This window comes from Acinetobacter sp. yr461 (assembly GCF_900110445.1).
Taxonomy (GTDB): domain Bacteria; phylum Pseudomonadota; class Gammaproteobacteria; order Pseudomonadales; family Moraxellaceae; genus Acinetobacter; species Acinetobacter calcoaceticus.
Genome location: NZ_FODU01000010.1, coordinates 15,813 through 40,587, shown reverse-complemented (window position 1 = coordinate 40,587; position 24,775 = coordinate 15,813). Strand labels below are relative to the sequence as shown.

At 41.3% G+C, this 24,775-nt stretch carries 26 protein-coding genes and 1 pseudogene; 16 read left to right on the top strand and 11 right to left on the bottom strand.

Annotated elements, in window-relative coordinates; translation table 11 throughout:
• Positions 1 to 20: 20 nt before the first annotated feature.
• The 3 genes and pseudogenes from purC (at position 21) to BMW38_RS13920 (ending at position 2,282) form a co-directional block, all read left to right on the top strand.
• Positions 21 to 740, top strand: a complete 720-nt coding sequence (gene purC, locus BMW38_RS13930) for a phosphoribosylaminoimidazolesuccinocarboxamide synthase (RefSeq protein WP_004790203.1) — start codon at positions 21 to 23, stop codon at positions 738 to 740.
• Positions 741 to 930: 190 nt separating this feature from the next.
• Positions 931 to 1,123, top strand: a pseudogene (locus BMW38_RS13925) (hypothetical protein).
• Between the two features lie 307 nt (positions 1,124 to 1,430).
• Positions 1,431 to 2,282: a formate/nitrite transporter family protein gene (locus BMW38_RS13920; RefSeq protein WP_092709092.1), complete on the top strand. Its 852-nt coding sequence runs from the start codon at positions 1,431 to 1,433 to the stop codon at positions 2,280 to 2,282.
• A 27-nt stretch (positions 2,283 to 2,309) separates the two neighbouring features.
• On the opposite strand, the gene BMW38_RS13915 is transcribed toward BMW38_RS13920, so the two are convergent.
• The 3 genes from BMW38_RS13915 to BMW38_RS13905 form a co-directional block, all read right to left on the bottom strand.
• Positions 2,310 to 3,575 (bottom strand): replication-associated recombination protein A, encoded by a 1,266-nt coding sequence (locus tag BMW38_RS13915; RefSeq protein ID WP_003654262.1) that lies wholly within the window; start codon positions 3,573 to 3,575, stop codon positions 2,310 to 2,312.
• Positions 3,576 to 3,680: 105 nt separating this feature from the next.
• Positions 3,681 to 4,853 (bottom strand): PQQ-dependent sugar dehydrogenase, encoded by a 1,173-nt coding sequence (locus BMW38_RS13910; RefSeq protein ID WP_213031167.1) that lies wholly within the window; start codon positions 4,851 to 4,853, stop codon positions 3,681 to 3,683.
• 109 nt (positions 4,854 to 4,962) lie between these two features.
• Complete coding sequence (locus BMW38_RS13905) at positions 4,963 to 5,421, bottom strand: YcgN family cysteine cluster protein (protein ID WP_092709089.1); 459 nt, start codon at positions 5,419 to 5,421, stop codon at positions 4,963 to 4,965.
• A 196-nt stretch (positions 5,422 to 5,617) separates the two neighbouring features.
• On the opposite strand from BMW38_RS13905, the gene BMW38_RS13900 reads away from it, so the two are divergent.
• The 8 genes from BMW38_RS13900 (at position 5,618) to BMW38_RS13865 (ending at position 10,909) form a co-directional block, all read left to right on the top strand.
• Positions 5,618 to 5,776, top strand: a complete 159-nt coding sequence (locus BMW38_RS13900; RefSeq protein ID WP_000490267.1) for a DUF1328 domain-containing protein — start codon at positions 5,618 to 5,620, stop codon at positions 5,774 to 5,776.
• 174 nt (positions 5,777 to 5,950) lie between these two features.
• On the top strand, positions 5,951 to 6,688 hold the full coding sequence (locus tag BMW38_RS13895) for a dienelactone hydrolase family protein (RefSeq protein ID WP_092709086.1): 738 nt from the start codon (positions 5,951 to 5,953) through the stop codon (positions 6,686 to 6,688).
• A gap of 184 nt (positions 6,689 to 6,872) precedes the next feature.
• Positions 6,873 to 7,235: an HIT family protein gene (locus BMW38_RS13890; RefSeq protein ID WP_005037836.1), complete on the top strand. Its 363-nt coding sequence runs from the start codon at positions 6,873 to 6,875 to the stop codon at positions 7,233 to 7,235.
• 142 nt (positions 7,236 to 7,377) lie between these two features.
• Positions 7,378 to 8,412: an A/G-specific adenine glycosylase gene (gene mutY / locus BMW38_RS13885; protein WP_092709083.1), complete on the top strand. Its 1,035-nt coding sequence runs from the start codon at positions 7,378 to 7,380 to the stop codon at positions 8,410 to 8,412.
• A gap of 47 nt (positions 8,413 to 8,459) precedes the next feature.
• Positions 8,460 to 8,996, top strand: coding sequence for a M23 family metallopeptidase (locus BMW38_RS13880; RefSeq protein WP_092709080.1), 537 nt, complete (start codon positions 8,460 to 8,462; stop codon positions 8,994 to 8,996).
• A 9-nt stretch (positions 8,997 to 9,005) separates the two neighbouring features.
• Positions 9,006 to 9,251, top strand: a complete 246-nt coding sequence (locus BMW38_RS13875; RefSeq protein ID WP_001287364.1) for a hypothetical protein — start codon at positions 9,006 to 9,008, stop codon at positions 9,249 to 9,251.
• 30 nt (positions 9,252 to 9,281) lie between these two features.
• Positions 9,282 to 9,842 (top strand): DNA-3-methyladenine glycosylase I, encoded by a 561-nt coding sequence (locus BMW38_RS13870; protein WP_092709077.1) that lies wholly within the window; start codon positions 9,282 to 9,284, stop codon positions 9,840 to 9,842.
• A 38-nt stretch (positions 9,843 to 9,880) separates the two neighbouring features.
• The gene (locus tag BMW38_RS13865; protein ID WP_092709074.1) at positions 9,881 to 10,909 is read left to right on the top strand and encodes an NADPH-dependent aldehyde reductase Ahr; all 1,029 of its coding nucleotides are present in this window, start codon (positions 9,881 to 9,883) and stop codon (positions 10,907 to 10,909) included.
• A 2-nt stretch (positions 10,910 to 10,911) separates the two neighbouring features.
• Here BMW38_RS13865 and BMW38_RS13860 read toward each other — a convergent pair whose 3' ends face one another.
• Positions 10,912 to 12,336, bottom strand: a complete 1,425-nt coding sequence (locus BMW38_RS13860) for an aminotransferase-like domain-containing protein (protein WP_092709069.1) — start codon at positions 12,334 to 12,336, stop codon at positions 10,912 to 10,914.
• Positions 12,337 to 12,426: 90 nt separating this feature from the next.
• Here BMW38_RS13860 and BMW38_RS13850 point away from each other — a divergent pair, with 90 nt between their 5' ends.
• Complete coding sequence (locus BMW38_RS13850) at positions 12,427 to 12,801, top strand: hypothetical protein (protein ID WP_092709065.1); 375 nt, start codon at positions 12,427 to 12,429, stop codon at positions 12,799 to 12,801.
• On the opposite strand, the gene BMW38_RS13845 is transcribed toward BMW38_RS13850, so the two are convergent.
• Positions 12,785 to 13,687 carry a LysR family transcriptional regulator gene (locus tag BMW38_RS13845; RefSeq protein ID WP_092709062.1) on the bottom strand — a complete coding sequence of 301 codons (903 nt, stop codon included), beginning with the start codon at positions 13,685 to 13,687 and terminating at the stop codon, positions 12,785 to 12,787. The two genes, BMW38_RS13850 and BMW38_RS13845, sit on opposite strands and share 17 nt — an antisense overlap.
• Before the next feature lie 120 nt (positions 13,688 to 13,807).
• Here BMW38_RS13845 and dkgB point away from each other — a divergent pair, with 120 nt between their 5' ends.
• Both dkgB and BMW38_RS13835 read left to right on the top strand, forming a co-directional pair.
• Positions 13,808 to 14,611, top strand: a complete 804-nt coding sequence (dkgB, locus tag BMW38_RS13840; protein WP_092709059.1) for a 2,5-didehydrogluconate reductase DkgB — start codon at positions 13,808 to 13,810, stop codon at positions 14,609 to 14,611.
• Between the two features lie 4 nt (positions 14,612 to 14,615).
• Positions 14,616 to 15,806 carry an MFS transporter gene (locus BMW38_RS13835; RefSeq protein ID WP_092709056.1) on the top strand — a complete coding sequence of 397 codons (1,191 nt, stop codon included), beginning with the start codon at positions 14,616 to 14,618 and terminating at the stop codon, positions 15,804 to 15,806.
• Positions 15,807 to 15,846: 40 nt separating this feature from the next.
• Here the strand turns inward: BMW38_RS13835 and BMW38_RS13830 are convergent, their stop codons facing one another.
• A complete protein-coding gene (locus BMW38_RS13830; protein WP_092709053.1) occupies positions 15,847 to 16,500 on the bottom strand; it encodes an START domain-containing protein in 654 nt (217 codons plus the stop codon).
• A gap of 50 nt (positions 16,501 to 16,550) precedes the next feature.
• Positions 16,551 to 17,372: a 4-hydroxy-tetrahydrodipicolinate reductase gene (dapB, locus tag BMW38_RS13825; RefSeq protein WP_092709050.1), complete on the bottom strand. Its 822-nt coding sequence runs from the start codon at positions 17,370 to 17,372 to the stop codon at positions 16,551 to 16,553.
• A gap of 184 nt (positions 17,373 to 17,556) precedes the next feature.
• On the opposite strand from dapB, the gene BMW38_RS13820 reads away from it, so the two are divergent.
• Positions 17,557 to 17,919 carry a hypothetical protein gene (locus BMW38_RS13820; protein ID WP_092709047.1) on the top strand — a complete coding sequence of 121 codons (363 nt, stop codon included), beginning with the start codon at positions 17,557 to 17,559 and terminating at the stop codon, positions 17,917 to 17,919.
• A gap of 114 nt (positions 17,920 to 18,033) precedes the next feature.
• On the opposite strand, the gene dnaJ is transcribed toward BMW38_RS13820, so the two are convergent.
• From dnaJ to BMW38_RS13800, 4 genes are all read right to left on the bottom strand, one after another.
• The gene (dnaJ, locus tag BMW38_RS13815; protein ID WP_003654301.1) at positions 18,034 to 19,146 is read right to left on the bottom strand and encodes a molecular chaperone DnaJ; all 1,113 of its coding nucleotides are present in this window, start codon (positions 19,144 to 19,146) and stop codon (positions 18,034 to 18,036) included.
• 103 nt (positions 19,147 to 19,249) lie between these two features.
• Positions 19,250 to 19,627 (bottom strand): hypothetical protein, encoded by a 378-nt coding sequence (locus tag BMW38_RS13810; RefSeq protein WP_092709044.1) that lies wholly within the window; start codon positions 19,625 to 19,627, stop codon positions 19,250 to 19,252.
• 138 nt (positions 19,628 to 19,765) lie between these two features.
• Complete coding sequence (locus tag BMW38_RS13805; RefSeq protein WP_092709041.1) at positions 19,766 to 22,891, bottom strand: efflux RND transporter permease subunit; 3,126 nt, start codon at positions 22,889 to 22,891, stop codon at positions 19,766 to 19,768.
• A complete protein-coding gene (locus BMW38_RS13800) occupies positions 22,888 to 23,994 on the bottom strand; it encodes an efflux RND transporter periplasmic adaptor subunit (protein ID WP_092709038.1) in 1,107 nt (368 codons plus the stop codon). The genes BMW38_RS13805 and BMW38_RS13800 overlap by 4 nt, the downstream gene beginning before the upstream one ends.
• Before the next feature lie 149 nt (positions 23,995 to 24,143).
• On the opposite strand from BMW38_RS13800, the gene BMW38_RS13795 reads away from it, so the two are divergent.
• The gene (locus BMW38_RS13795) at positions 24,144 to 24,767 is read left to right on the top strand and encodes a TetR/AcrR family transcriptional regulator (protein WP_092709216.1); all 624 of its coding nucleotides are present in this window, start codon (positions 24,144 to 24,146) and stop codon (positions 24,765 to 24,767) included.
• Positions 24,768 to 24,775 lie beyond the last annotated feature (8 nt).

Sequence of the window (24,775 nt, the reverse complement as noted above, 5' to 3'; positions counted from 1 at the left end):
TTTTTTAAAAAGGTTCCCTCATGTTAAAACAAACCTTGCTCTATACTGGTAAAGCAAAATCTGTATATGAAACAGACAATGCCGACCATCTGATTTTAGTCTTTCGTGATGATGCCTCTGCGTTCAACGGCGAAAAAATCGAACAGCTAGATCGTAAAGGCAAGGTGAACAACCTTTTTAACGCCTTCATTATGGAAAAACTTGCTGCTGCGGGTATTGAAACGCATTTTGAAAAATTGCTTTCTCCAACTGAAGTGCTTGTTAAAAAACTTCAAATGATTCCTGTTGAATGTGTAATTCGTAACTACGCAGCTGGTTCTCTATGCCGTCGTTTAGGTGTAGAAGAAGGTAAAGAGTTAACTCCTCCTACATTTGAATTGTTCTATAAAGATGACGGTCTAGGCGACCCAATGGTTAACGAATCTCAAGCGATTGCTTTAGGTTGGGCGACTGCTGAACAATTAGAGCAAATGAAAGTGTTAACTTACCAAGTAAACGATGTATTAAAAGCATTATTTGCTGAAGGCAACATGATTTTGGTGGACTTCAAGCTTGAATTCGGTGTTTTCCATGACCGTATCGTGCTTGGTGATGAGTTCTCTCCAGACGGTTGCCGTCTATGGGATAAAGACTCTAAGAAGAAACTCGACAAAGACCGTTTCCGTCAAGGTTTAGGCGGTGTTGTTGAAGCTTATGAAGAAGTTGCTGCTCGTTTAGGCGTAGATTTATCTGCTCTCTAATCGTTCAAACTTCATGAAAAACCGGGTCTTAGCCCGGTTTTTTTACATTAGGTACTTTAGAAAATAAATAATGTAGACAGATTTGTCTATTAAAATAAATTAGCACTTGCACAAACCTAAATTTAAACACTAAAATCTAAAAAAACATTAAGCACTTCACAATAATTAAATTTAAAACCAGGGTAGACCTATGGAAATATCTAAGCTTGAAAAGAGATTAATGAATCATCCAATCCATTTTGGTGAAAATCCTTTGGTGTTATTAACGAACTTTAGCAGCTCAGCCTTAAAACAAGGCTGGACTCAGGCAGAAGTTGAATCAGTAATTTCCAAGGCTTCTCATGGCGCTTATTCGCACCTTGAGAGCCTACACCTTTAGCTAGTATGGCTGAATAATTTGCTGCAAGCGCCCACTTTCCACCTCATGTTTATTTCTTGCAGACTCATAGCTTCCCTTTAATTCAGGCGGCAAATCGTCTTGTAGCACAAAGTGCTCTCAATCTTCCTTTGTATCTGGGTTGATTGCTCTTATTCATGCATTATTTTTGCTTCTTTTCTGCCACCGTATCATTCAAGTTATAAAAAGACACACAAAGCTGTTAGGAATAGACTGGATTTATCCTGAACACTGCCTTAACAATAAATAAAAATTAGAAATATAAAATATTTATTCAGTGAGGAGTAACCCTGATGGATCATAAAATAGAGGAAGAAAAAGTCGATCAAACCTTAAGTTGGCGTGAAAAAATAGCGGTTGAAGAACATGAGAAGCTGTCACCCCGTCTGGTCTATGAAATTATCCGTCGTGATGGTGCCGAGGAACTGGATCGCCCGACGGCTGCGCTGATCTTTTCAGGGGTTGCGGCAGGTTTGGTCATCAGTTTTTCATTTGTATTTAAAGCGATTATTGCTTCTTATCTCCCGACTGATGCGATATGGACCGATTTAATCACCAATATCGGTTATACCATTGGGTTCCTGATCGCAATTTTGGGTCACATGCAACTCTTTACCGAGAATACCATCACCACAGTTGTACCTTTATTCAAGCCCTTTACCTTCGATAAATTACGAGCAGTAGGCCGCTTATGGGGAATTGTGATCCTATGCAATGTAATTGGAACAGGTTTAGCGAGTTTATTTTTCCTAACTACTCACCTGTTTACTCCCGGTATTGACCAAGCACTCGATGAGCTAGCCCATCATGTTGCTTCCTTTTCTGCGACCCAGAATATGCTCAAAGGTATTATGTCTGGGCTGTTAATTGCAGCATTGGTCTGGATGTTACCTTCAGTCAGTAATAAATTTCTGCTCATCTTTTTCATGACTTATCTGATAGGACTAGGTGACTTTACCCATGTAGTAGTTGGCTCTACCGAAATGTCCTATCTCGTCTGGCAAGGAGAGGCTTCCATTAATGAATATCTGTTTACTTTTCTAGTCCCAACCACCATTGGCAATATTATTGGTGGTACAGGCGTGTTCACGCTACTGATTTATGGTCAGGTGACTGAAGAGCTGGAACAGCATGATCATCGTTAGGTATAGCTTGATGCAACGAATAGGTTATTACTGTTCTTGCTGCCATCTACGTTGTTGCAAGCGCTCACCTTCAACTTCACGCTTGTTTCTCGCAGACTCGTAGAGTTTGGTTCCCTTTAACTCAGGCGGCAAATAGTCTTGCAGCACAAAGTGCTCTGGGTAATCGTGAGGATAGAGATAATTAATTCCATAGCCTTGCTGTTTCATAAGCTTGGTCGGCGCATTTCTTAAATGTAAAGGCACAGGTAAATTTGCAGTTTTATCAGCAAGTTCCAAGGCCTTATTAATCGCTAAATAGGTACTATTACTTTTTGCACTTGTTGCTAAATAAACCGCCGTTTGGCCCAGAATAATTCGAGCCTCAGGCATACCAACAGCTTGGACAGAACGGAAGCATTCACCTGCAAGTAATAATGCATTTGGGTTAGAGTTTCCAATGTCTTCAGAGGCTGCAATGAGCATACGTCTTGCGATAAAAACCGGATCTTCTCCGCCTTTGAGCATACGTGCCATCCAATACAGGGTTGCATCTGGATCACTGCCACGAATCGATTTAATGAATGCAGAAACTAAATCATAATGCTGCTCGCCAGATTTGTCATAACGTGCAATATTTTGCTGCGCTACTTTCACCACAACCGCATTAGTAATCGTGTTTTCAATCTCTGGTTCAAATGTACTGGCAATCAGGTCAAGTAAATTAAGCGCTTTACGGGCATCACCAGCAGCGAATTGAATGAGAGCATCGTATTCTTCAATATGAATATAGCGTTCTTTTAAAAATTTATCGGCTTGAAGTGCATTGTTAATAAGAGTCTGGATCGCCTCACTGTCTAGACTGTTTAAGGTATAAACCTGACAACGTGATAAAAGCGCACTGTTGACCTCAAAAGATGGGTTTTCGGTGGTCGCTCCGACTAAGGTAATTTTACCTTTTTCAACGGCACCCAATAAAGCATCTTGCTGCGATTTATTAAAACGATGAATTTCATCAATAAAAACCACAGGTGTTAGTAAATCACCACTTTCTGCAATGACTTCACGTAATTCTTTTACACCCGTATTCAGCGCAGATAAGCTCACAAATGGGCGGTCTATCGCCTGAGCTAACAGCAAAGCAATTGTGGTTTTACCAACTCCCGGTGGTCCCCAAAAAATAATAGAAGGTAAATGACCCTGATCAATCATTTGACGCAGTGGTGCATTCTCACCTAATAAATGATCTTGCCCAATAATTTCAGACAAGTCTCTCGGGCGTAGGCGTTCGGGAAGTGGAATATGGGTGTCTGACATTTCAAATAGCTTTATCGTCTTTTATCTATAGTCTATTGTGTCTCACAGAAATCTACAATTTTAATCTATGAGACACGGCCTTTATTTACAGGCGGTTTTATCGCCTTAAGATGCTTTCTTAGTCAGCTTAAGTAAGCGCGCCTTTGAACCATCTTCAATGATCCAAATCGAACCATCTTGTGCTTCATGCAAACCACGAATACGTTGCTTCATATCTAGTCTTTGCACTTCTTTCACAGGTTTATGCTGTAAATCCACAACAATAATCGCTTCGGAAGATAACCCTCCAATTAAAGCCTTATTTTGCCATGCAGAAAATTGTTGTCCGCGATAAATGATCAAGCTCGATGGAGAGATTACAGGAGTCCAGTCAATTTCAGGTGCTTTAAATTCTGGACGAGTGTGATGATCTGGAATTGGCAGACCTGAATAATGGTCTCCATTTGAAACGACTGGATAACCATAATTTTCACCTTTTGTGATGATATTAAGCTCATCACCACCTTTCGGGCCCATTTCAACCACCCATAGTTGCCCTTGAGGGTCAAATGCCATGCCTAACGGATTACGGTGTCCAAGCGACCATATTTCAGCAGTTACCCCGCCTTGCTGATAAAAAGGGTTACCTACAGATGCGGAGCCGTCATCATTTAAACGCAAGATTTTACCCAAGTTACTTTTCATGTCTTGGGCAGGGTCAAACTTTTGTCGTTCACCTGAACTCACCCAAAGTTTTCCATCGGCCCCGAAAACCATGCGATGCCCATAATGGCCTTGACCTGAAACTTTGGGTACTTGCTGCCAAATCTGCTTCACATCTGTAAGTTTTGGTTGATTGGGGTTGGATAAATCTAATTTCGCACGTGAAATGACTGCTCCATACCCACCTTGCCCTTTTATTGCATAACTTAGGTAAATCCAGTGATTCTTCGCAAAGTTCGGATGTAAAGCTACATCACCTAAACCGCCTTGCCCGCCATAACTCACTGTAGGTATTCCTGAAACATCCAGCATTTGTTTATTTTTAGGATTAAAAATTTTTAATTTACCTTGGCGCTCCGTCACTAACAAACGCTGATCTGGCAAACTTGTTATTGCCCAAGGTTCATCAAAATGTGCAACAGTTTCAACCTGATAAGATTGTTTGACTGAATTAGACTGTTCTGTTTTAGCAGAGGTTGTTTTTTCAAGGTTTTTTGAATTGGTATTATTAGAGCCACAAGCCATTAAGAAAAAAAAGCTACTACATAATAAGGGGGCTGCTAGTCGTCTCATCATTTTTATCTCCTTTTGTCTTTATTGTTATATAACGGAGATGAGCAAAAAATTTACGCTAAAAGTGTTACGTTATTATACGCTGTAATTAAAAATGCTTATGCAGATCTGTTTAACGTACCCAACGTACAACATAATCTTCAAGATCATCTTCATGGACATCAACTTCAGAAATACAACGTCCTGCAACCGACTTTTTCGCATTCATCACGCTTTGTCGAGAACCCGTATTTAAATAGTGCCAAGAGGGTAAATTTTTACCTTCATTCAAACGTTTATAAGCACAGCTTGATGGCAACCAGTGAATTGTTTTTAAAGACTCTACCGTTAATTGTAAGCAGTCAGGCACTTGTTGCTGACGATTAGAATAGTCCGAGCAACGACCCGTACTGCAATCGAGCAGCTTGCAAGCCACTTTGGTGTACGCGACTTCATGCGTATCTTCATCTTCTAGCTTTACCAGACAGCACAAACCACACCCATCACACAAAGCTTCCCACTCAATTTGAGTCAGTTGCTCTAGCGGATAGTTTTTCCAAAACAATGGACGAAGTGAGGTCTCGGTAGACATAAGTTTTCAACGGCTGAACAGATAAAGCAATGCATCAGTATAACATTGAAGTGCCCTATCTTAAGAAAAGAAGCTTTATTTTTAGCATCACAAAATGATTGTTTAATATACATTTCAACCACATAAACGACACATTCAGTGTAAAAAACACCCTATATAGTTAAAGGACAATGAAAAATAAGTAGGAGGACAGCATATGTTCCGTTGGGCAATAATTTTTGCAGTGATTGCACTCATAGCCAGTCTATTAGGGTTTGGTGGTGTTGCAGGGTTATCTAAAGACTTTGCCGTGATTTTATTAGTTATAGCTGTAATTCTTGCTGTAATTGGGTTCATTTCGCGAGGCAGGACTTAATTTAATCATGACCATATATAAAAAAGAAGGAACCAGTTTCCTTCTTTTTTTATTGCAATAAACTTTCTAACTTTTTCTTTTGATGTAGATTCTTACATAGTTATTTATATTACTTTATTTTTTTATGCTTTAATCAAGCGTGTTTAAATCTCTTTAAATTTCAGGATTAAGGTTATGAGTACAGCAATTAAAACCCGTGAAATTCAATATACTGCACCAGATGGCAGCCATTTAATTGGTTACTTTGCTGCTCCAGATAGTGAAACACCTGTTGCGGGTGTGATTGTTGCTCCTGAATGGTGGGGACGTAACGAATATACCGAACAACGTGCGCGTGAGCTTGCTGAACATGGTTATGCTGCGCTTGCAATTGACATGTACGGTGATAAAAAAGTCACAACTACTGCAGCTCAAGCCTATGAATGGATGATGCAGACATTTGAAGAATTAGACACCGTCACTACTCGTGCAAATGCTGGACTTCAAACTCTTGCAGCCCAACCAGAAGTAAACGGTGAAAAACTTGCAGTTGTTGGCTTTTGTTATGGCGGGAAAGTGGTATTGGACCTTGCTCGCTCAGGTGCTCCCCTAAAAGCAGTTGCAACCTTCCATGGTACGCTAACACCTAAGGCACCTGCTCAAAAAGGCAACATTCAAGGTGAAATTTTAGTTCTTCATGGTGAATTAGACAGTATGGTCACCTTAGAAGATGTTGCTAATTTTGAAAAAGAGATGCAAGCTGCTGAGGTGAAACATGAGGTAGTGGTTTTAGAAGGTGCTAAACATGGCTTTAGTAACCCGCTTGCAGATGAAAGAGCTAAAGCGAACGGTGTAGACCTTGGCTACAATAGCGAAGCGGAAAAACAAGGCCTTGCTAAAATGTACGCTTTATTAGAACGTACTTTAAAATAAAAGAAGCGAATTTGGAGCAAATTGTTTATTTGCATTTGCTCCCTTAAATGTTTATGACTTTGCAATATTTTTACTGTATTTTTTAAACCATACTTCAATAAATATACTCCCGTTGAGCTAGAGCAAAGCCTAGTCTTATTTCCCGCACTCGGGGTTTAATGGAATAACATGAGAGGATACAACAATGACTGACAAGAAATGTCCGTATTGCGAATTTGATGAATATGACATCATTGATAAGAATGAATTTGCTGTAATTTTACCTGATTCTAATCCGTTGTCTAAAGGCCACTGTGTGGTAACACCACTACGCCATGTTCGTTCTTTTTTTGACATCACTTCTAAAGAGCATCAAGGCTTGCTTACACTTCTTGAAATTGCACGCCACGAAACGCAGCTTCGCCATCAACCAGACGGTTTCCATATTAGCTTCAATGATGGTGAAGTGTTCGGACAAAATTCAGATCATTTCCACATTCATGTCATTCCGTACTACAAAAACCAACCATTGAAACTTGATCAGCGTTGGGGCGTACAAAAGGATTAATCCTTTTTATTATTGAAACAGAGATCACGCTTTTTAAGGTCATCTCTGTTTTAACCTACACTTGTGCTTCGCCTGCTTTAAACAAAATTTCCCCACAAATTTCAGCTATAATTTAACTCTTACTTTTCATCTTTAGCTGTTCATGCCCGACTTTTCTTTTTCTGATGCCCTCTTAAACTGGTTCGATCAACATGGTCGTCATGATTTGCCGTGGCAAGTCCCAGATGATCCATACAAAGTTTGGGTTTCTGAAATTATGTTGCAGCAGACTCAAGTTAAAACAGTTCTGCAATATTTCGACCGCTTTATGGAGCGCTTCCCAACCGTAGAGACATTAGGTCATGCAACTTGGGATGATGTAGCACCTTATTGGGCAGGTCTCGGTTATTACGCCCGTGCCCGCAATTTGCACAAGGCCGCGGGTCTTGTAACTCAGCAGGGTAAGTTTCCTGAAACGTTAGAAGAATGGATTGCACTACCCGGCATTGGCCGCTCTACCGCAGGTGCGCTCATGTCTTTGGGGTTACGTCAGTATGGCGTCATTATGGATGGCAACGTGAAACGTGTCTTAGCCCGTTTCTTTGCTATTGAGGATGATTTAAGTAAACCCCAACATGAACGTGAAATGTGGAAACTAGCTGAAGCGCTTTGTCCAACCCAGCGTAACCATGACTACACTCAAGCAATTATGGACCTAGGTGCGACCATTTGTACGCCTAAAAAACCTCTTTGTTTATATTGTCCAATGCAAGCCCACTGCCAAGCTTACCAACAAGGCCTAGAACAAGAACTCCCATTTAAAAAACCTAAAAAAACACCACCCGTTAGAACAGCAGATGTTCTTATCATCCAGTGTGAAGATGAATGGTTCTGGCAACAACGACAATCTCATGGTTTATGGGGCGGTTTATTTTGTTTACCCATTTTAGAAATTGAACACGAACGTCTTAGCTTAAGTCAGCAATTTAAATTGCAACCTCAAACGCAAACCTTTCAGATCAGTCATAGTTTCACTCATTTCACATGGCTACTTAATGCTCACACGTTCCACGTGGAACCTGATCAAAAAGAACATCTGGCAATTGAACTCGAAGGACAATGGCTTAGTCCAGAACAAGCTGTTGCTAAGGGCGTTCCAACAGCAATGAAAAAATTGATCTCGACAAGCCGTTCATGACATATTGAGTAAAATAATTTTGATATGGCAGTGACAGGGAGTATTTTGTGCGACGTTTTGTTTCTCATTTCTCACTTGGTTTTTTAATTCTTCTATTGGCTGCCTGTGCCAGTGCACCTAAAAAACCAGCCCTACTCCCACCAGCTCAAGTCAGCAAGCTTAAAAATATGCAACTCGCAAATCGACTTCCTGTGCCTGTGAAAGGTGTCGACCGAGATGAGTTAAAAGATACGTGGGGAGCTGCACGCAGTCAGGGCCGTAGTCATGAAGGAATTGATATTTTGGCTCCACGTGGAACCAAAGTGTACAGTGCAACCGAAGGACTTGTGGCAGATCTGCGCAATAATAATCTCGGGGGTAAAGTCATCTGGATTTTAGGTCCAGCAGGAACATGGCATTATTATGCTCATCTTGATGGTCACAAACGTGGACTAAATGTCGGTGACTATGTCAAAAAAGGTGATCTGATCGGCTATGTCGGCAACACGGGCAATGCACGTTATACTTCACCTCATTTGCATTATGGTCTTTATCTAGATGGTAAAGGACGTGGTGCTGTTAATCCTTATTCTTATTTACGCTAGGAACATTGTATGTCGGAAGCGCTGATCAATCGCTTAGTAGAGTTTGCCGAGTCAGGCAATCAGCAAAAGATCATTTTAAATGGCAATAGCTATCAAGGCTGGATCATGGAAATCAGCGACGATGCCCTGCTAATCAGTACCGGTTTTTCAGATAAAGTGGGCAAAGACTTTTGGCTAAAGTTTGAAGACTTAACTCAAGCTGAACTGTATTATTGGGATACTCGCCCAAATGAATGGGTGTTATTTAAACTTTAAAATTCTAAGATAAATATAAGGAGCATCATCATGAAAACTCAACGCTGCGGATGGTGTTCCAATGATCCCCTCTATATTGCCTATCATGATGAAGAATGGGGTAAACCAGAACATGATGAAGCACGATTATTTGAAATGCTTTGTCTGGAAGGTCAGCAAGCTGGCTTATCTTGGATTACCGTACTGAAAAAAAGAGAGAGTTACCGTCAACACTTTTTTCAACATTCTATTTCAGACATTGCCTCATTCACAGATGACTTTTTAGAACTAAAATTATCCGATGCGGGTTTAATTCGCCACTTAGGCAAACTTAAAGCAATTCGTGATAATGCAATTGCTTGGCAAGCACTCAAAGCACAAGTCGGTGATGTCACTACATGGCTTTGGCAATTTGTAGATGCAGCCCCACAACAAAACGATGTTGTAGATTATCGTCAGGCACCAGCACAAACCGAACTCAGCGTAAAACTTTCCAAAACACTCAAAAAGAATGGCTTCAAATTCGTTGGCCCAACCACCTGTTATGCTTTTATGCAAGCAGTGGGCATGGTCAATGATCATGAAAACAATTGTCAATTTAAAGCTTCATAACCCACCATAACGGTTCAAATCCGCTTAAGGAGTTTCCGATGAGCAATAATATAATTCAAGCTTATGCCGCTATGCAGGCAGGTGAAAAACTGGTTCCTTACCAATTTGATGCAGGTGAATTGCAACCGCATCAGGTTGAAGTAAAAGTTGAGTACTGTGGTTTATGCCATTCTGATATTTCTGTTTTGAACAATGAATGGCGTTCAACTGTGTATCCTGTCGTTGCAGGGCATGAAATTATTGGACGAATTGTTGCTTTAGGCTCAGAAGCCAAAGGTTTACAAATTGGACAACGTGTGGGTATTGGCTGGACAGCGGAGAGCTGCCAAGCATGTGATGAATGTATTGGTGGTCAGCAAGTCCTTTGTACGGGTGAAAATGTAGCAACAATCGTGGGGCATGCCGGTGGTTTTGCCGATAAAGTACGTGCAGGTTGGCAGTGGATTATTCCCCTCCCCGATGATTTAGACCCAGAAAGCGCAGGTCCTTTACTTTGTGGCGGAATTACCGTTTTTGATCCGCTACTCAAACACAAAATTCAGGCAACACATCATGTCGGTGTGATTGGGATTGGCGGTTTAGGTCATATGGCCATTAAGCTACTTAAAGCTTGGGGCTGTGAAATCACAGCATTTAGTTCCAATCCTGATAAAACGGAAGAGCTCAAAGCAATGGGCGCCGATCATGTGGTGAATAGCCGTGACACAGACGCAGTAAAAGCACAAAAAGGTAAATTTGATTTATTGCTCAGTACCGTGAATGTGACTCTAAATTGGCGCGCTTTTATTTCGACACTGGCACCAAACGGTTCTTTGCATTTCTTGGGACTTACCCTTGAACCTGTTCCAGTTTCTGTCGGATCGCTTATTGACGGTGCCAAGTCAGTGACAGGCTCACCTACAGGTTCACCTGCTGCACTGCGTCAACTTTTAAAGTTTGCTGCACGCAAAAAAATTGCACCTCAAATTGAGCTGTTTCCAATGTCACAGCTTAATGAAGCAATTGAACGTTTACACTCAGGTCAGGCACGTTATCGAATTGTGCTTAAAGCAGACTTTGCAGAATAAAACTAATTTACTGTTTTCATCTGCTGTCGCGACCATTCCGCCAAGTCACTAATTGCTTGGCGGACATCTGCTGTTAATTCATGACCCGCATTTAAACGAATGAAATGTCGATATCGTTCATCCTCACCAAAAACATGACCGGGAACCACCGTAATTCCTTGAGCTTTCGCAGTGTAATACAGCGCTAAGGTATCTACATTCTTTGGTAACTGTATCCAAAGTGCATAGCCTCCTTCTGGCTGACTCAATGCGATTGGAATGTCCTCAAAGGCTCTTAAAATACAGCTGCGGTATTGCTCAACTTGCCGCATCAGATTTGGCCGTAGCTGCTCTAAATGCTCTCGGTAACCACGACTATAAATAAAATCTGCCAGACCTAATTGTAGCGGTGTATTTACTCCAATATTGCTTGCCAGCAGCTCAAGTCTTAAATGCTGTAGCTTTGCACTTAGACAAAACCACCCTACCCGATACGCGCTCGACAGTGACTTAGAAACCGACCCACACCAAATGACATAACCTTCACGGTCCCAATAGCGAATCGGTAGCGGGCGTTCATTACTGTAACCACATTCACCAAAAATATCGTCTTCAATAATAAAGCACTGATATTTTGCAGCTAATTCGGCAATCTTTTGTTTTTCTGTATTACTTAAACAATAACCTAAAGGATTTTGATAGTTGGCTGTCATCAGGCAAACCTTTGCCAAACCCTGCTGCATTAATGACTCTAAACGCTCAAGATCAATGCCACGATGATGCGCAGGAATTTCAATAATCTGCCGTTTTAAACTGGCTAAAAGCTGTAGTTGCCCATTGAAAGTAGGCGTCGGGATCAAAATACTATCCCCTACCTCTGTTAGATGCTGAATGACTAACGACAAAGCGGGGATGCAACCATTGGTAATGAAAATATCTTCTGCTGCGATAAAAATGCCATCTTCACGCCAATGATCAGAAAGCGCTTTTCTTAATTGCTCATGTCCTTGTTTATTACAGTAGAGAAAGTCTTGTGGCTGACAATTTTTTAAAGCCCGTTGAATAGAACGACGTAAGCCTTCTACCGGAATAAAATGAGGAGTCAATTGAATCGAACCCAACGGTACGAGATGGCTCTGTAAGGCAGCTTCTTGAATTTGGTTATGCAGCTCTAGATTTGAGACCTGCCGAGGTAAAGACAAAAAATCGGGGCTATCAGGAATAGGGCTAGATTGGGCACGAGCAACCACAAAGTAACCTGATTTTGGCTTTACATAAATCAGTCCCCTTGCCTCAAGTAACTCATAACAACTTTTTGCCGTGCTTAAGCTAATAGTGTGCTGACGAGCAAAATCTCGTAAAGAAATCAGCTTCTGATGGGGCTTGAGCTCATCTTGATAAATACGATGTGCTAATTGATTGGCAAGAACCTGATATTGGAAAGTCATTCTGTGCTGCTTTTTTAAAAATTTCTGTATCTGTACTGGTTTATAGAACACCTTTACGCTATAGAAATCAACTCAAAGAGTAGCAAGATCATGAAATTAAACGCTATATTGTTATTTACTATTGTTTTAGCAGGTTGCCAACCTCAACAAAAAAACGAACAGTACAGACATACGGTTTGCCAAAGTCTGGTTGAGGGTTATTTAAAAATGACGAATCAACAAGACTACAAATTGGAGCAGCGCACTGATGATGAGGCCGGTACGATTTCTCATTATCAATATAAACGTAATAGCTCAAATGAAGTTGTGATGGTGAACTCAGTTTATTCCAAATTATATTTTAGTTGCCGCCAACAGCAAAAAAGCTATTTTCTGGCCCAGCATTCATCAGAAGGACAAACCACTCCACTTCTAGAGGTTCATTTTCCAACTGATGGCTATGCTACTTTTAGAGAGCGTTTTTAAAACCATCTTTTAACTGTTCTGCCAAAAACTCAATGAATAAACGGATTCGTTTTGGTAGATGCTCTTGTTGATAATAAACAGCATGGATGCTTTGATATTGATGTTCAATTTGATCTTCAAATAATGCAATCAATCGCCCTTCTTCAATATCTTTCCAAACTTCAAATTCAGATAGCCGTGCAATACCATGCCCTCTAATGGCGAGTTGACGTACCGTCTCTCCACTGGAAGCTTTAATGTTTGCTTGTGCGAAAAAATATTCATCACCTACTTTAATCGGCCAGCTATTAATATAGGCAGGTCTGGTAAAACCAATCAGATCATGTTGTTCGAGTTCTTCTGGTTGTGTTGGAGTGCCCTTAATCGCCAAATATTCCGGGCTCGCCACAATAAATAAGCGACTTTTACAAACTAGTTTGGCATGAAGACTCGAATCATTAAGCTCCCCAAATCGAAATGCCACATCCGTTTTATGTTGTAACAAGTCAATCACCTGATCATTGCTATTTAACTCAATTTCAATATCTGGATAGCACTCACGAAACTTATGCATTAATGGTGCAATCACGTGTAAAACAAACGGAGTAGCCGAATCAATACGAATGAGTCCTGCCGTGCCCTGATCAGATTTTTGTAGTTCTTCTTCAGCTGCATTAAGCTCATTTAAGATTTTACGAGCCTTTACCAGAAACTGTTGCCCTTCTTGAGTCAATTTCAACTTACGTGTCGTTCGCTCTAACAAGGTTACATCTAACTTAGTCTCTAAGCGTGTTAAAGAACGGCTTACCCCTGAAGGCGTTTGTTTTAAATGTTCTGCGGCAGCTACAAATGAGCCTGTATCAATAATTGTGATAAAGGCAACAAGTTCTTCAATTGTTGATTTCATGGCTTATTCTATTATTGACTAATCATCAAAGATATTTTGCTTATTCATCTATTTTTTCGCAACAATAATCCGAGCAAAATGCACCTCAAGTTAAACAATTATTTAAATTCAGGTGAACACATGAATATCCCACGTTTTGGTCTAGGAACTTTCCGTCTAAAAGAGCAAGCGGTGATTGATTCGGTTAAAAATGCTTTAGATGTAGGTTACCGTGCAATTGATACTGCTCAAATTTATGACAATGAAGCAGCGATTGGTCAAGCCATTGCCGAAAGCGGCATATCACGTCAGGATTTATTTTTAACCACAAAAATCTGGGTAGATAATTTTCCTCAAGATAAATTTATTCCAAGCTTAAAAGAAAGCTTACAAAAGCTTCGTACTGACCATGTCGATTTAACTTTGATTCACTGGCCAGCACCAGACTTAGGTGTTTCGATTCCTGAAATCATGCAGCTTTTACTTGAGGCAAAACAACAAGGCTTAACCAAACAAATTGGTATCTCAAATTTCAATATTGCGCTTACCCAACAAGCAATTGATACAATTGGAGCTGAGCATATTGCAACTAATCAGATTGAGCTAAGCCCTTATCTTCAAAACCACAAACTTGTGAACTTCTTACAAGAGAAAAATATTGATGTCACTTCATATATGACGCTTGCGTACGGCAAAGTGCTTCAAGACCCTGTTTTAGCTGAAATTGCAGCAGCACATCAAGCAACAACAGCGCAAATTGCACTTGCATGGGCATTGCAACGTGATTTTGCAGTCATTCCTTCTTCGACTAAACGTGAAAACCTGATGAGCAACTTAAAAGCACAGGATATCGAGTTAACTTCAGCTGAAATGCAACTGATTGCAGAACTTGATCGTAACAGTCGTGAAGTTAGCCCAGAGCCATGGGCACCAGTTTGGGACTAAACTCATGAACACTCAAGCAAATACGGCGTTCTCGTTATTGGCATTGGCTATTGGTGCCTTTGCCATTGGTACCACTGAATTCTCTCCAATGGGATTGTTGCCGAATATCGCTAATGATTTAGGGATTTCAATTCCAACAGCTGGAATGTTAATTACAGGTTATGCACTTGGCGTAATGCTCGGTGCGCCATTTATGACCTTGTGGTTTGGTGGTTTTGCACGACGTAATGCGCTTATTTTTCTGATGGCGATCTTTACGGTAGGTAACCTAATCGCGGCATTTTCACCAAGCTATATGAGCTTATTAGGTGCGCGTCTTATCACCAGCCTTAACCACGGTGCGTTCTTCGGGATAGGTTCAGTTGTAGCAGCAAGCATTGTTCCCGCACATAAACAGGCCAGTGCTGTAGCAACCATGTTTATGGGCCTAACTATTGCCAATATCGGTGGTGTGCCTTTGGCAACATGGGTTGGGCAAAACATTGGCTGGCGTATGTCTTTCCTTGCGATTTCATTGCTTGGTGTTATTACCATGCTCGCTTTATGGAAAGCCCTCCCACAAGGTATGGTTGCCAAAAAACCAAATGTGAAAGCTGAGTTGAAAGTGTTAACGCGCACTCCTGTAATACTTGCGTTGCTCACCACCGTACTCGGTGCGGGTGCAATGTTTACGCTCTATACCTATATTGCGCCAAGTTTGACTGAGTTTACCCATGCTTCACCGACCTTCATTACTTTTATGCTGATGTTGATTGGTGTCGGTTTCTCGATTGGTAACCATTTAGGCGGTCGCTTTGCAGATTTGTCTATCAACAAAACCCTGATTGGTTTCTTGGTTCTGTTGATTATCATGATGGTGACTTTCCCTATCCTTGCACAAAGTCAGATTGGTGCAGCCATTGCTTTAGTGATCTGGGGTGCAGCAACCTTTGCTTTAGTGCCTCCATTACAAATGCGTGTAATGTCAGTCGCTCACGAAGCTCCAGGACTTGCCTCTTCAGTGAATATTGGTGCATTTAACCTCGGTAATGCTGTCGGAGCAGCAGCAGGCGCATTAGTACTCGATTTAGGTTGGGGTTATAGTGCAGTATCATTTGCTGGTGCACTGCTGGCTGGGTTAGCTTTGTTATTGGTTTTATTCCAAATCAAACGCGAAAGCAGCCCTGCCCAAGCGTTACAGCAGTGTTCAGATTAATAAAAAAAGCGCCTGATTTCAGGCGCTTTTTTTAAGTTATTTATTTTAAAATATCTGGTAATTTCGGTTGTTCATAAATCGGACTGGTCACTTCGCGCTTCATTTTAAGCAACATCTGGTAAGGCTGCTGTTGAACAAACATATTCACAAAACTTAATGGAATTGCACCAGCAGGATCAGCATAACCACTGGTGGTTACTTTCACCTTATTATTTGCAAGTTTTTGGAATGTCCAGTCCCCTTCATAGCGTGTTAAGCGCACCACATCGGGTTGTATCGGATAATTTCCGCTAATTGCAGTATTTTTAATTGTCACAACGCCATTTGCGGCCTTGCTCATTTTTCCTTTTACAACGACATCACGATCTTTCAAGGGAAATGGAAAATCTAACACCATGTAGAGTGTGAATTCACCTTTTTTCTCATCTTGAGACAATATTTCAACTTTGCCCATATAAGGCACCCACTGATCGGCACGATTCACATCTAAAATCACGGCGACAGCGCGTTCGAGTGGCACATCAAATGTCGTTTCTGCTTTATATTGAAAGACTGGATTATCAGTCTTCTGATAGGTCCAGACTTTAATATTATTGCGGTCTAAGCTTAATTTAGCTTTTTCTGTAGAAGCAGCCCCCGTCCAGAGGCTACTTAAACAAAGAAGAGTGGTCAGGGCAATTTGTTTTTTATTCATGTTCTGCTCTATCTTTTTTTTCTCGCTACACATGGAATACGTACAGGGTTTTAAACCTGTACGTCGTTCAATCCTAAAACATCTTTCATGTCATATTTACGTGCTTCACGGCCCACAACCCATGCCGCAGCTCGCACTGCACCAGCAGCAAAGTTCATACGGTTAGTTGCTTTATGAGTCACTTCAACGCGCTCACCTTCACCAATGAACATAACAGTGTGTTCGCCAACAATATCACCACCACGAATAGTTTCAAAACCAATCGTTTGACGGTCACGTGGGCCTGTATGTCCTTCACGCCCATAGACAGCAACTTCTTTTAAGTTACGGCCTAAAGTATCTGCAATCGCTTCACCCATCATTAACGCTGTACCTGATGGCGCATCTACTTTATGACGGTGATGAGCTTCAATCACTTCAATATCTACTGTATCGCCAAATACTTTTGCTGCAAGCTCAAGTAACTTGATTGATACATTTACACCTACTGAATAGTTCGCAGCGTAAACCACAGGTGTATAAGTGGCAACTTCGTCTAACTCAGCTTTTTGTTCATCTGACATACCTGTTGTACCAATAACCATGGCAACCCCAGCTTCACGGCAAAGCTTCAAATGCTGAGCAGTCGCAACTGGTGCAGTAAAATCAATGATTACATCGCAGTCTTTCAGAACATCTGCCAAGCTTCCTGAAACCTTCACACCCACTGAACCAATACCAGCGAGCTCACCTGCATCAGTGCCGACCAAACTACTTTCCGGACGTTCTACCGCAGCAGCCAATTGATAGCCTGCCTGTTGAACTGCTTGAATAAGCGTACGGCCCATACGACCGCCTGCACCTAAAACACCAATGCGTGGAGCTGCTGACATAATCCTTCTCAATCTTCTGTTTTACGTAATTTGTCTACTATATCAAAACTCTTTGCTCACGATAAAAAGTAAAAATTATTTTTTAAGATCAGCTGAAATTTAATCTGTTTTCACAAAAGTTAAAGAATTGATCGGCACACTACTCAGCCACGAATGAAAAAAAGATGACTATAAGGAGTTCAGCATGCATTCGAGAATTATTGGCTTCACAGCGATGATGGGGATTATGAGTTCAGTGGCATTTGCAGAGCCTGCAATCCAGCCAGGAGACACATTAGAAAGCTTATCTAAAGCACGCATTACGACTAACGTAAATACTCAAACAGCAACGCCTACAGCTCAAATTAGCGTAGTAACCGATGCCAATACCGACGTTAAAGTTGAAGATATTGACCCGATTATTGGCGAAACAACAGCAGAAGCACCAAAAGTAGCTGTACAGGCAGAAGCAGTAGCCGCACCAGTGATCAAAAATGCTCCTACTCTTGCTTCTAGCGAACCGACTGTAAGTGTTGACGACATTGATGTTGCTCACTCTACAGAGTAAGCAGAAGTAATTTTCTTTTAAGCAGAATAAAAATAATAAGATGAATCAGCGCAATAAAAAGGCGGATATTTTATCAATATCCGCCTTCTTTTTAATTTCTTATCTAATCAAGCATTAATCAAACAAACGATCAAAGAATGATTTTTTCTTTGGTGAAGAAGCACTGTCTTCGCCATCAAAAGAAGCTTGCAACTCTTTAAGTAATTCACGTTGGCGAGCATTCAAGTTCACCGGTGTTTCAATCACAATACGGCAGAGTAAATCACCCACCATGCTGCTACGTACTGGACGAACGCCTTTACCACGTAAACGGAACAATTTGCCTGTTTGAGTTCCCTCAGGAATCTTCAAGCTAACACGGCCTTCCAAAGTTGGAATTTCAATTTCTTTACCAAGTGCAGCATCAGCAATGCTAACTGGCACATCCATATAAAGATCAGCGCCATCACGTTGGAAAATTTCGTGTTCGCGAACAACCACTTCAACGTACAAATCACCTGATTGGCCATCACGAATTGCTTCGCCTTTGCCACTCAAACGTACGCGATCACCATTATCCACACCCGCTGGAATTGTAACTTCCAACGTTTGCTGGCGATCAGCTACACCAGAACCATGACATGCCTGACAAGGGTTTTTAATAATTTTACCTTGGCCACGACAAGTACCACATGTTTGTTGTACAGAGAAGAAACCTTGCTGCATACGCACTTGTCCTGAACCATGACAAGTTTTACAAGTTTCAACATCTTTTGGATTTTTTGACCCTTTACCATCACACACATCACATGGTGCAGGAGCAGTAAAGGTAATGGTTTTTTTCACCCCTTTTACAGCTTCTTCAAGGGTAAGTTCCATTACATAGCGTAAATCTGATCCGCGACGTTGACGCTGTTGACGTCCACCACCACCGAATGCACCACCGAAGATATCACCAAACTGGCTAAAAATATCTTCTGCGCTAAATCCGCCAAAGCCGCCACCACCGCCGCCAAAGCCACCTTCGAACGCATTATGACCCATGCGATCGTACATGCTACGCTTTTCGCTATCCGATAAAACTTCATAAGCTTCAGCAGCTTCTTTAAATTTCTCTTCAGCTTCGGCATTGTCAGGGTTTCTATCAGGATGATATTTCATCGCCAATTTACGGTAGGCTTTTTTGATCTCATCATCACTTGCGGTTTTTGAAACGCCTAAAACCTCATAATAATCACGTTTAGCCATTTTTGGCGGTGCTCCTCACGGAATTTTATCAATACTCTATTGCCGACTAAATGGGGGGCTTTAGCCGAATTTACAAGGGGAAAATGTTTAAAAAATAGATATATTAAAAAACTGCCTTATTTTTTAAATATTTAGACAAGCCTTTTAACCATGCATTTAATAGAAATAACCACGCAATCGCGCTAAATACAACACCAGCAACCGTAGAGGCAGTTACCCAAAGATTACTGTCCCATGCAAAAAAGAAGAGCGGAATAAACCAGACCGCAGCAAAAATTGCCATACAAAGAAATAGAATCCCGTTTCGCATAATCCATAGTGCATGCGCATGAATCCAAACTTCCGCATTATCTACAGCCGCTACTTTACGAGCAACCAAATAAGCAAAGGCTGCAAAAATAACCGTAAACAATGCAAGAAACATGAACGCATAAGAAATTACAATATAACGGCGATGCTGTTCGATATGGTCTTGCCCCATCTGTATTTCACCTCAATTCACTGCATTTGCCTATTTTTTATGCAGTGAAATAATCCTGTATTTTTTGTGTAAAGACAGGTGCTACTATATTGGAGTTTTCAATATTTCGCACCTTTATTCACAAAAAAATTATGTATTTTATGCGGTTTTTTTCACCTTAAACCATGCTGCGTAGAGCGCAGGCAAGAAAAATAATGTCAGTAAGGTGGCAACAATCAATCCACCCATGATCGCAACTGCCATCGGACCAAAGAAAATACTCCGTGAAAGTGGAATCATCGCCAGAACTGCGGCTAAAGCAGTCAAAATGATTGGACGGAATCGACGTACTGTTGCTTCAATAATCGCTTCCCATGTGGAATGACCTGCTTGCCTGTCTTGTTCAATTTGATCGATCAAAATAAGCGAGTTACGCATGATCATGCCAGAGAGTGCAATTGTGCCTAACATGGCCACAAAGCCAAATGGTTTGTTAAATAACAGTAAGAATAAAACCACGCCAATTAAACCTAGTGGAGCTGTTAACAACACAATGGTTGCGCGAGATAAGCTTTTGAGCTGAATCATCAGTAATGTCATGACCACAGCCAAGAACAGTGGCATACCAGCATTCACAGAATTTTGCCCACGTGCAGACTCTTCTACGGTTCCACCAACTTCAACAAGATAGCCACTTGGTAATTCAGCACGTAACTTATCCATTGATTCAGCTAACTCACCAACCACTGTAGCTGGTTGTAATTGAGTTCGGATATCTGCGCGAACGGTAATGGTTGGTAAGCGGTTACGATGCCAGATTAAGCCATCTTCAAATTTATACTCAATTTTAGCAATTTGGGCTAAAGGCACAGTCGTTCCATTGGTCGTTGGGACAGCTAAACTTGCCAATGAGGCCACTTCAACTCGCTCGCTCTGATCGCCACGTAAACGGATTTCAATGAGTTCACGCTTTTCACGATATTGCTCAATCGCACTGCCTGTAATTGATGCATTAATGAAGTTCGCTAAATCCAGACTAGAGACACCCATTTGTCGAGCACGATCTTGGTCAATTTGAATTGAAATAATCTTACTCGGCTCACCCCAATCTAAATGTACATTGGTCGTATTCGGGTTTTCGCTCATCAGTTTAGCGACTTTCTGTGCTTCTTGACGGACCAGATTTTGATCTTCGCCCGACACACGATATTGCAACGGATAACCAACAGGTGGGCCATTTTCCAGTAATGACACGCGAGTACGAACTTGCGGAAGTAATTGCTTAATTTGTGTTTCTAACGAGCGTCGAATTTCATCACGATCATCAAGTGATGATGCCAGAACTACAAACTGCGCAAAGCTGGCTTGCGGTAATTGCTGATCTAATGGTAAATAAAAACGTGGTGAACCTGTACCGACATAGGCCACATAGTTATCAATACCTTTTTGTTTAGACAGAAACTTTTCAACCTTTTTCACAGCTTGTTCTGTCGCTGTTAAAGAAGCGCCTTCTTCAAGTTTTAAATCAACTAAAATCTCGGCACGGTTCGATGGTGGGAAAAACTGCTGAGGAACGATCTTAAACATCAGCACAGATAGCACGAAAATACCCACCGTCGTCGCAATTACCGTTTTACGATAAGTCACACAAAACTCGACCATCTTCCTAAAACGTAAATAGAAGCTAGATTGATAAGGATCGTAATGATGGTCCTGTGAAATGGTCACAGTTTGCGGCTGAGGTTTCTTAGTTAATCTCGCCCATAAACGGACATACCAAGGGGCCTGATGGCCTGTTTTGGTAAAATCTGGTAATAGCTTTTCACCTAAATAAGGTACGAATAAAACTGCTGCAACCCAAGACACCAATAAGGCAATCGTCACCACCTGAAAGATAGAGCGAGTGTATTCACCTGTACCAGACTGAGCTGTCGCGATCGGTAAGAAACCAGCCGCGGTAATCAGTGTTCCAGTGAGCATCGGAAATGCTGTTGTTTTCCACGCAAATCCGGCGGCTTTAATTCGGCTATAGCCCTGCTCCATCTTAATTGCCATCATCTCTACGGCAATAATGGCGTCATCGACTAACAGACCTAGCGCCAGAATCAAGGCACCCAGTGAAATCTTATGCAGGCCGACATCGAATAGACTCATACCCGCAAAGGTCATTGCTAAAACTAAAGGAATAGAAAAAGCGACAACCAATCCTGTACGGAAACCTAAAGAGAAAAAACTCACTAACAAGACGATAATAACGGCTTCAGCGAGTACCTTTATAAACTCATGAATACTGCGCTGCACTGCTACAGGTTGGTCAGAAACTTTTTGGAGCTTCATGCCTAAAGGCAAAGTTTTTTGCAATTGGGCAAATTCTGTGTCGAGATTTTTACCTAAGGCAATAATGTCACCGCCCTTACGCATCGATAAAGCGATACCAATACCATTTTCACCCATGAAACGCATACGTGGCTGAGCAGGTTGACTAAAACCACGGTAGACATCAGCGACATCTCCGAGTTGAATGGTTTTATCACCTACCAGTAAAGGCATTTTCTTAATTTCATCAATGTTTTGTAAATGACCACTTACACGAATCTGAATGCGGTCTGTGCCTGTTTCAAAAAAACCTGCACTTGCCATACTATTTTGCTTTTGTAAGGCATCTTGAATCGCAGTCACCGGAATACCAAGCTGTACCGCTTTAGTGTTAGAAATCTCAATCCAGATTTTTTGATCTTGTAGACCAATTAATTCAACCTTACTAACATCCTTCACCCGTTGAAGCTGTAATTGCAAACGATCTGCATATTCCTTAAGAAGTGCATAGTCAAAGTCTTTGCCTGTCAGTACATAAATATTGCCGTAAGTGTCTCCAAATTCGTCATTGAAAAATGGACCTTGTACACCGTTTGGCAGTTCATGGCGAATGTCATTGACCTTCTTACGAACGTTGTACCAAACATCGGGAATCTTGTCAGAAGTAAGTGAATCCTTGGCCACAAAAGTGACCAACGACTCGCCTGGACGGGAGTAAGCCATAATCTTGTCATACTGCCCTGTTGTCATGAGTTCCTTTTCGATACGGTCCGTAACTAAAGTAGAAACTTCTTTGGCAGTCGCTCCAGGCCAGTAGGTCTGTACCACCATTACCTTAAAGGTAAAGGGTGGGTCTTCACTTTGTGATAATTTTGAATAAGAGATCGCACCGATAATGCCAAGCAACAGCATAAAATAAAGGACGATGCCTTTATTATTTAATGCCCATTCCGAGAGATTGAATTTCATGGCTGGGTTGCTCCCTGAATTTTCACCCCACGGTTTTCACGGTCAATCGGATGAATCTTCTGTTTATCACGTAGCAAATGTACGCCGCCAATCACAACCCAATCATTTGGGGCCAAACCAGATAATACCGGCACACTATCTTTGCCATATGCACCAATCGTTACAGGTACTTTACGTAATGTCTGATTCGCATTAACGACCCATACGTAAGGTTGATTATCTGTTGCTGAGACACTCGAAAGTGGCACACTCATCACATTGGTTTGAGTCGAGCTAAAAAATACGCGTGCACTTTGCCCAAGCTGAATAACAGATTGACCTTCTTTGAGTGCAACCTTGACTGTAAAGGTACGAGACTGATCAGCCGCGGGAGAAACTTCGCGCACATAACCAGCAAATCGGTCATCCGGTTTAGACCATAAAGTGACCCAAGCTGCCTGACCAACCTTGATCTCGGCAACTGCTTGTTCTGGTACGCCAATGACAACTTCACGCTCTCCATCAATTGCCAGTTGATAAGCGGCTTGGCCCGCTGCAACCACTTGTCCAATTTCAATATTTCGCGCAGTAATCACCCCATTTTTATTAGAAACGAGTTGGTTATATCCTGTCTGATTAGCAGAAACTTCATAGTTAGAACGAGCTTGTTGTAACGCTGCTTGTGCCGAATCATATTGATTTTTCACCGTATCGTATTGCGAACGGCTAACCGCATTAATTGGTAGTAATTGCTGAAAACGCTTAAGTTCATCTGATGCCGTTTTTGCTGCGGCCTGAGCATTGTCCAGTTGGGCTTTAGCAGCATTTAACTGTAGCTGAGCATCTGCCACGTCAAGTTTTGCTAAAACTTGTCCAACCTTAACTCGATCACCAACGTCCACGTAACGTGCTGTAACCTGCCCACCGACCCGAAATGCTAAAGCTGTTTGTTGTCTGGCCTGAACATCTCCCGCATAGCTCTTTTGTTCATTGAGTGTGGTCAAAGGTTGAGCCACCATCACATAGGGTATTTCTTCTGTTTTTGGGGCTTCTTTACTACACCCCATTAATGTGACCGTACAAACAATCACCATACTCATGATGAGAGGTTTTAACAGATTCATATCTTATCGCTCTTATTCAAACTGATTTTTTAAGGCACAATATGTTTGCATCATAAATTGTTTGTTTTTTAATTAATATACTCATGGGTACATTAATTAAAGAAAAACTTATAAATCGCTATTTTTTTAAATTTTTATTAGAGGATTTCGTGCAAACAGTTAATCAAAGTGGTCGCCCCAAAGATCTAGAAAAACGTGCTCGTGTTCTGCAAGCAGCAAAAGCCATTTTTTTGAAATCTGGTTATCACGGTACCAGCATGAACCAGATTGCACAGGAAGCAGGAGTCACTAAGCTCACGGTTTATAATCACTTTCAAGATAAAGCCAACCTGTTTATCTGTGCGATTACAGAAACCTGTGAAGAGACACTGTGTACTAAACAATTTGAATTAGATGCATCGGCAGACTTTTATCAAGCACTCTTTATTGTGTGTTCACGCGCCTTGCAAATTATTTACTCACCTGAAGCACTTAAACTTGAACACGTTTTATTTGAACTTGCAGCAGAACAAAGTCCACTCGCCCTACAGTTTTTTGATGCATCTCATACCCGGCTGCAAAATCAATTAGCTGAGTTTTTGCAAAAAGCGGCTCAATTAGGTTTTATTCAAACCGATAATCCTACTTATCAAACCGAGCTTCTTATGTCCTTATTGCTTGGCGTACGCCACCAGAAGGTTTTACTTGGGATCATTGCTGTACCAAATGCTCATGAGCTTGAGCAAATTATTCAAGATGCAATTGCTTTATTCCTGCTCAAATATCGGACTTAAACCAAAGT